This is a genomic window from Azospirillum sp. B4 (genome assembly GCF_000333275.1).
Taxonomy (GTDB): domain Bacteria; phylum Pseudomonadota; class Alphaproteobacteria; order Azospirillales; family Azospirillaceae; genus Nitrospirillum.
The window spans coordinates 1-6132 of record NZ_BACU01000230.1 but is presented as its reverse complement, the minus strand read 5'-3'; the positions used below and the strand labels follow the sequence as shown (position 1 = coordinate 6132).

The 6132-nt window shown below is 69.7% G+C and carries 6 protein-coding genes and 1 pseudogene; 5 read left to right on the top strand and 2 right to left on the bottom strand.

Going from position 1 to position 6132, the window contains the following annotated elements; genetic code table 11:
* Window positions 1-218: pseudogene (locus I55_RS36970) on the bottom strand (hypothetical protein); the annotation flags it as partial.
* Here I55_RS36970 and I55_RS09745 point away from each other — a divergent pair.
* The 3 genes from I55_RS09745 (at window position 199) to I55_RS09735 (ending at window position 2794) form a co-directional block, all read left to right on the top strand.
* The gene (locus I55_RS09745; protein WP_044560340.1) at window positions 199-1191 is read left to right on the top strand and encodes a hypothetical protein; all 993 of its coding nucleotides are present in this window, start codon (window positions 199-201) and stop codon (window positions 1189-1191) included. The pseudogene I55_RS36970 and the gene I55_RS09745 sit on opposite strands and share 20 nt — an antisense overlap.
* Before the next feature lie 127 nt (window positions 1192-1318).
* On the top strand, window positions 1319-2320 hold the full coding sequence (locus I55_RS09740; protein ID WP_044560339.1) for an SPFH domain-containing protein: 1002 nt from the start codon (window positions 1319-1321) through the stop codon (window positions 2318-2320).
* 12 nt (window positions 2321-2332) lie between these two features.
* On the top strand, window positions 2333-2794 hold the full coding sequence (locus tag I55_RS09735; RefSeq protein WP_044560338.1) for an NfeD family protein: 462 nt from the start codon (window positions 2333-2335) through the stop codon (window positions 2792-2794).
* An 11-nt stretch (window positions 2795-2805) separates the two neighbouring features.
* Here the strand turns inward: I55_RS09735 and I55_RS09730 are convergent, their stop codons facing one another.
* The gene (locus tag I55_RS09730) at window positions 2806-4410 is read right to left on the bottom strand and encodes an alkaline phosphatase (RefSeq protein ID WP_044560337.1); all 1605 of its coding nucleotides are present in this window, start codon (window positions 4408-4410) and stop codon (window positions 2806-2808) included.
* A 358-nt stretch (window positions 4411-4768) separates the two neighbouring features.
* On the opposite strand from I55_RS09730, the gene I55_RS09725 reads away from it, so the two are divergent.
* Together I55_RS09725 and I55_RS09720 are read left to right on the top strand one after the other, a co-directional pair.
* Window positions 4769-5782 (top strand): BMP family protein, encoded by a 1014-nt coding sequence (locus I55_RS09725; RefSeq protein WP_044560336.1) that lies wholly within the window; start codon window positions 4769-4771, stop codon window positions 5780-5782.
* 71 nt (window positions 5783-5853) lie between these two features.
* Window positions 5854-6132, top strand: a 279-nt coding sequence (locus tag I55_RS09720) for an ATP-binding cassette domain-containing protein (protein ID WP_148293657.1), incomplete at its 3' end; no start/stop codon positions are given.

Here is a 6132-nt window from a genome sequence, read left to right as displayed (position 1 = left end):
TCGGCGCGACTTGACCACCGTCGCGTCCCCTTCTTGGCCGCCTCCTCCAGCGAGGCGCCGCCGGAGATGGCGTCGTCCAGCTTGTTGGACAGGTCGTACAACTGGTCGGTGGCGCGCTCGGCCTTCACCTGTTCCACCAGCTTGGGCTTCACTTCATCCAGGGTCTGGGTGCTGCCGGGAACGATCTTGGTGACGGCGATGACGCTGGACCAGGTCATCGCCGGCCTGGGCTTAGGGGCTCAATACAGCACCCGGGGCAAACTGGCCGGTCTGATCGCCCTGCTGGACGACCCAAGCCTGGTGCCGCCCATCCCGGCCACCGTAAACGGCCAGATCCGCCCCCTGGCCCTGTCCGCCCGCCCCATGGCCCGCCTGCCCCTGCCCCCGGCGCGGCGCGGCGGCACGCCGGTCAAGGTGTTCATCCCAGCGTTCGATTATGCCCAGCGGCGGGCCGTGATCTTCCGCAGCTATGCCGGCATGGCGACGGCGGTGACGGAACCGCAGGCCGCCACAGCCCCGCTGGCGGAGGTCATCAGCGCCAGCAGCACCGCGCCCGTGACCTTTTTCGATGAACCCGCCCGGTGCGAGGGGCGCCTGTACTGGGACGGCGGGCTGACCGGCTGCAACAACCCAGTGATGCTGGCGGTGATGGAGGCGCTGGCCCAGCCGGGCGGTGCCACCGGCCTACAGATACTGAGCCTGGGCAGCGGCACCACCCGTCACGCGCCGGTGACCAACACCAGCCAGCCGCCCGCCGATCTGGCGGAACCAGTGGGGATGCGCGGCGCCCTGGGCGATCTGTCGTTGTTGGCCCAGACCACCCTGGACGACCCGCCCGACACCGCCAGCCTGGAGGCCCACATCATGGCCCAGCGCCTGGCGGGCGCCGACCCAGCCGCCCTGGGCGGGCTGGTGCGCCTGAACGTTTCCGTCCAGCCGGTGTTGCGGAACGGGGTCTGGACGGCACCGCCAGGCCTGGCCAACGGCCGGTTCGCCCAGGTGGCCGCCCTGCCGGCGGACGCGGTGGAACCGGGGCAGGTCGCCCTGATCCGGCAGCTCGGCCGGGATTGGATGGCGGGCGACGTGCCCAACCAGCCCCTGATCACCCGCCTGCCGCAACTGGATTGCGTGCTAGGCGACGCCACCTACGCCACCGCCAAGACGCGCTGGATGGCGTTGGTGCAGGGGTAGGGGTGCGGGCATAGGGGCGCAACCCTCGGGATAAATCCCAGGCGGCGGCACCCGCCTTATGGCATGATGCGCGGCAAAGGGGGGCCGGCGCGTCGGTTCCCCCGCGCCACCAAGCGGGAGAGACGCCTTGTCGCCTTTCGGCGTGTTCGCCTTGGCCGTCCTGGCTTTCGCCATCGTTCTCGTCTACAGCGGCATCAAGACCGTGCCCCAGGGCATGGAATACACGGTGGAGCGGTTCGGGCGCTACACCCGCACCCTGAAGCCCGGCCTGGCCATCATCGTCCCCTTCTTCGACCGCATCGGCGCCCGGCAGACCATGCAGGAGGTGGTGCTGGACGTGCCGTCCCAGGAGATCATCACCAGGGACAACGCCATGGTGACGGTGGACGGCGTGCTGTTCTTCCAGGTGCTGGACGCCGCCAAGGCCAGTTACGAGGTGCGCAACCTGGACCGCGCCGTCCTGAACCTGACCATGACCAACCTGCGCACGGTCATGGGCTCCATGGACCTGGATGAGCTGCTGTCCCAGCGCGACGCCATCAACGCGCGCCTGCTGACCGTGGTGGACGCCGCCACCCACCCCTGGGGCGTGAAGATCACCCGCGTGGAAATCCGCGACATCCAGCCGCCGCGCGACCTGGTGGACAGCATGGCCCGGCAGATGAAGGCGGAACGGGAACGCCGCGCCCTGATCCTGGAGGCGGAGGGCCAGCGCCAGTCCGCCATCCTGCGCGCGGAGGGCGAGAAGCAGTCCGCCATCCTGCAGGCCGAAGGCAAGAAGGAGGCGGCCTTCCGCGAGGCGGAGGCCCGCGTGCGCCTGGCGGAGGCGGAGGCCACCGCCACCCGCGTGGTGTCGGAGGCGATCGCCGGCGGCAGCGTGCAGGCGGTCAACTACTTCATCGCCCAACGCTATGTCGATGCGCTGAAGAGCTTCGCCGCGTCGCCCAACCAGAAGATCCTGTTCATGCCCATGGAATCGACCGGCATCCTGGGCGCCCTGGGCGGCATCGCCGAACTGGCCAAGGACAGCTTCGCCGGCCTGCCGGCGGGCACCCCGCCCCGCCCGGCCCCCCGCCGCCCCGATCCGCCGGCACCGCCGCCCGGTCCCTGGACCACGCCCGGCAGCTGAGGGAGGACGCGCATGCCTGAGTTCGGCACATGGACACCCCACGCCTGGCACTGGTGGGCGGCCGGCGTCGCCCTGGCGCTGGTGGAAATGGTCACCCCCGGCTTCGGCTTGCTGTGGCTGGGGGTGGCGGCGGTGCTGGTGGGATCGGTGCTGTTCCTCATCCCGACCTTCACCCTGGTGGGCCAGGCGGTGCTGTTCGCCGTGCTGGCCGCTGTCCTGCTGTTGGCCACCCGCCGCTGGCTGGGCCGCACCGCCCTCAATGAGGTGGCACCCGCCGGCCCGCCCCTGAACGAACGGACCAGCCAGTACCTGGGCCGCGTCCTGACCCTGGAGACCGCCATCGCCAACGGCCAGGGCCGCGCCCGCCTGGACGACGGCGCCTGGATCGTCCACGGCCCCGACGGCCTGCCGGCAGGCGCCCCCGTCCGCGTGGTGGGGGTGGACGGCACGGCGCTGAGGGTGGAGGCGGCGTAGCGCGGCCCCGGTCAGGCCGGCTTCGCCCCTGGCTTGCCGGGCTCCACGACGAAGCTGGCGCGGGTGCTGATGGCGCCGCCGGGGGTGGTGACGTGGTCCATGACGCGGAAGTTGGCCGTCAGCTTGTCATGCCCGATGTCGCACAGCAGATAGCCGCGCTGGTCGTTCATGAAGCGGATGTGCGGGTTGCCGCGCATGACCTCCTCATGGCGGGGGCGCTTGTCCGCCCCGTCGCCGCCGGAGCTGATGGAGGTGCCGACGAACTCGGTGGCGATGACGGGCGCCTTGTCGCTGTGGAAGTCGGTCTTCAGGTCGCCCACGAAGTTCTGGTGCTCATCGCCCGTCAGCACCACCACGTTGTTCAGCCGGCGGTCATTGAGGTGGCGCAGCAGGCGCTGGCGCGGCTGGTGATAGCCTTCCCAGCTGTCCATGTTGAAGATGGGGCCGTGCCAGGGCTCACGGTTCATGGTCATCATCATCACCTGCTGGCCGATGATGTTCCAGCGGGCGCGGCCACGATCCAGCCCGTCGAACAGCCAGCGCTCCTGCTCCTCCCCCAGCACTTGGGCGTCGTCATCGTCCTGCCCCTCGCAGGCCGGCTTGAAGCCATCGCCGCAGGGCTGGTCGGTGCGGAACTGGCGGGTATCCAGCAGGTGCAGGTCGATCAGGTTGCCGAAGGCGGCGCGGCGGTAGATCTGCATGTCCGCCCCCTTGGGCCAGGAAGCGCGGCGCAGCGGCATGTGCTCGTAATAGGCCTGGGCGGCGGCCATGCGGCGCAGCAGGAAATATTCCGGCGGGGCGATACCGGCGCCGTCGGTGCTGCCCGTCCAGTTGTTGTCGACCTCGTGGTCGTCCCAGGTCACCAGCCAGGGGCAGGCGGCGCGGGCCAGCTGCAGGTCCAGGTCCAGCGTGTACTGGGCGTAGCGGCGACGGTACTCGTCCAGGGAGTAGGGCTCATCACCGATGTGGTGGCGCGCCGTGGGCTGGGCCAGGCCGCCGTAGTAACGGCTGGTCTCATGCGCGCGCACCCGGTTCTCGTAGATGTAGTCGCCGTAGTGGAAGACGAAGTCGGGCCGTTCCTCCGCCAGGTGCCGGAAGGCGGTGTAGTAGCCGTCCTCATAATTCTGGCAGCCCACCACGCCCAGGCGCACCCGGTCCACCTTGGCGCCCAGGGCCGGGGCGGTGCGGGCGCGGCCCACCATGCTGCGCTCCGCCCCCACGGTGAAGCGGTAGTAGTAGTCGCGCCCCGGTTCCAGGCCGCCGATCTCGGCATGGACGGCGTGGCCCAGCTCCGGCCGCGCCACCTCGGTGCCCTGGTGGACGATGTTGCGCATACGTTCGTCCGTCGCCACTTCCCAATCCACCTCCACCGGGCGCTTGGGCATGCCGTAACCGAAGGCCAGCGGGTCGGGCGCCAGCCGGGTCCACAGCACGAAGCCGTCGGGCGAGGGATCGCCCGAGGCCACGCCCAGCGAGAAGGGGTCGTTGGAAAAGGCGGCCTGCGCCAGGGCGGAGCCTGCGGACGACGGCAACAGGAAGGCCGTGGCGGCCCCCGCCCCGAAGGTCTTCAGCAGGGCACGGCGGGTGGCGTCGGGAATCGGGCTGAACCGGCTCATGGGGCGTCGTCTCGGGCGCGGGCTGTCGGAATTGCGCGGCAGAGTGCCCGCCAGCCGCCCCCCGTTTCAACCAGGAAATCCGTTGGATCCCGCCCTTTAATGAAAGTGTCGCATGCCGCCGCCACCGGACGGCGAATACGGCTGCAACCGTACATGGCGATGGGCGCCCATCGCGCCCAACCTTGACCATTTGGTCAGGATCGGCGACGGTGCCATTCCAAGCGCTCCCCCTTTGCCCCGCCCCCTTGCCCCCGGCTTGCCGGAACCTTGGGAAATGGACTAGGTTCGGAGGAGCAGGCGGTGCGGCCATCCGATCGCCACCGTCCAAGAGAATGCCGCACGGAGGCAGGGACCCTTAATGAGTAAAGCGATCCGCGCGGCGCTGGCGGCGGCCGCCCTGTTGAGTTGCGCGCTGTCGGTCCCCGCCCTGGGGGCGCAGGCGGCCTTCTTTCCGGGCGTGGTCTTCGACTATGGCGGCAAGTACGACAAGTCCTTCAACGAAGGCGTTCTGACCGGAATCGAGCGCTTCCGCCGCGAAACGGGCGTCACTTACAAGGCGCTGGAGATCAGCAACGACGTCCAGCGGGAGCAATACCTGCGCCGCCTGGCGGAGCATGGCGCCGACATCATCCTGGCCGTGGGCTTCAGCCAGGCGCCGGCGGTGGCCAAGGTCGCCAAGGAGTTCCCGGAGATCAAATTCACCCTGATCGACGGCGTGGTGAACCTTCCCAACGTCCAGTCCATCCTGTTTTCGGAGCAGGAGGGGTCCTACCTGGTGGGCATGCTGGCGGCCCTGAGCAGCAAGACCGCCACCGTGGGCTTCGTCGGCGGCATGGACATTCCCCTGATCCGCCGATTCGAATGCGGGTATGAGCAGGGGGTGAAGGCCGTGGCGCCGGATGACCGCATCATCGCCAACATGGTGGGCACCACGCCGGCGGCCTGGTCCGACCCCACCCGCGGCGGGGAGCTGGCGAAAAGCCAGTTCGACCGGGGCGTGGACGTCGTGTTCGCCGCCGCCGGGCAGAGCGGCATGGGCGTGCTGCAGGCCGCCAAGGATGCCGGCAAGCTGTCCATCGGCGTCGACAGCAACCAGAATCACCTGTTCCCCGGCTCCGTCCTGACCTCCATGGTCAAACGGGTGGACGTGGCCGCCTACAACGCCATCAAGGCGGCGCAGGGCGGCACCTGGCAGGCGGGCGTGCGCACCCTGGGCCTGAAAGAGGACGGTGTCGGCTGGGCGCTGGACGAGTACAACGCCAAGCTGGTGACGCCGGAGATGAAGGCCAGGCTGGACGCGGCCTCGGCCGAGATCCAGGCCGGCACCCGCAAGGTCGCCAATTACGACGAAACCAACGGCTGCAAGTACTGACCCCACCCCCAGGCCGCCCCTCCCCCGCCCCAGGCCCCGCATGGGACCGTCACCAGAGATCGCCGCCCCCCGTGTCGCACACCGTTCCCCCCCCCTCCCCCCCGCCGACGCAGCCGGGCCCCTGGGCCGTGGAACTGGTGGGTATCGACAAGCGCTTCGGCCCCGTCCACGCCAACAAGGCGGTCTCGTTGCGCATCCGCGCCGGGTCCATTCATGGCCTGGTGGGGGAGAACGGCGCCGGCAAGTCCACGCTGATGAGCATCCTCTACGGCTTCTACCAGGCCGATGAGGGGCAAATCCTGGTCAACGGGACCGAGGTGCGCATCCGCACGCCGCAGGACGCCATCCAC

What these genes read in the sequence shown, in the direction of transcription:
- I55_RS09730 (WP_044560337.1), bottom strand. Translation starts at nt 4,410, where the DNA reads ATGAGCCGGTTCAGCCCGATTCCCGACGCCACCCGCCGTGCCCTGCTG.
- I55_RS09745 (WP_044560340.1), top strand. Translation starts at nt 199, where the DNA reads ATGACGCTGGACCAGGTCATCGCCGGCCTGGGCTTAGGGGCTCAATAC.
- I55_RS09725 (WP_044560336.1), top strand. Translation starts at nt 4,769, where the DNA reads ATGAGTAAAGCGATCCGCGCGGCGCTGGCGGCGGCCGCCCTGTTGAGT.
- I55_RS09735 (WP_044560338.1), top strand. Translation starts at nt 2,333, where the DNA reads ATGCCTGAGTTCGGCACATGGACACCCCACGCCTGGCACTGGTGGGCG.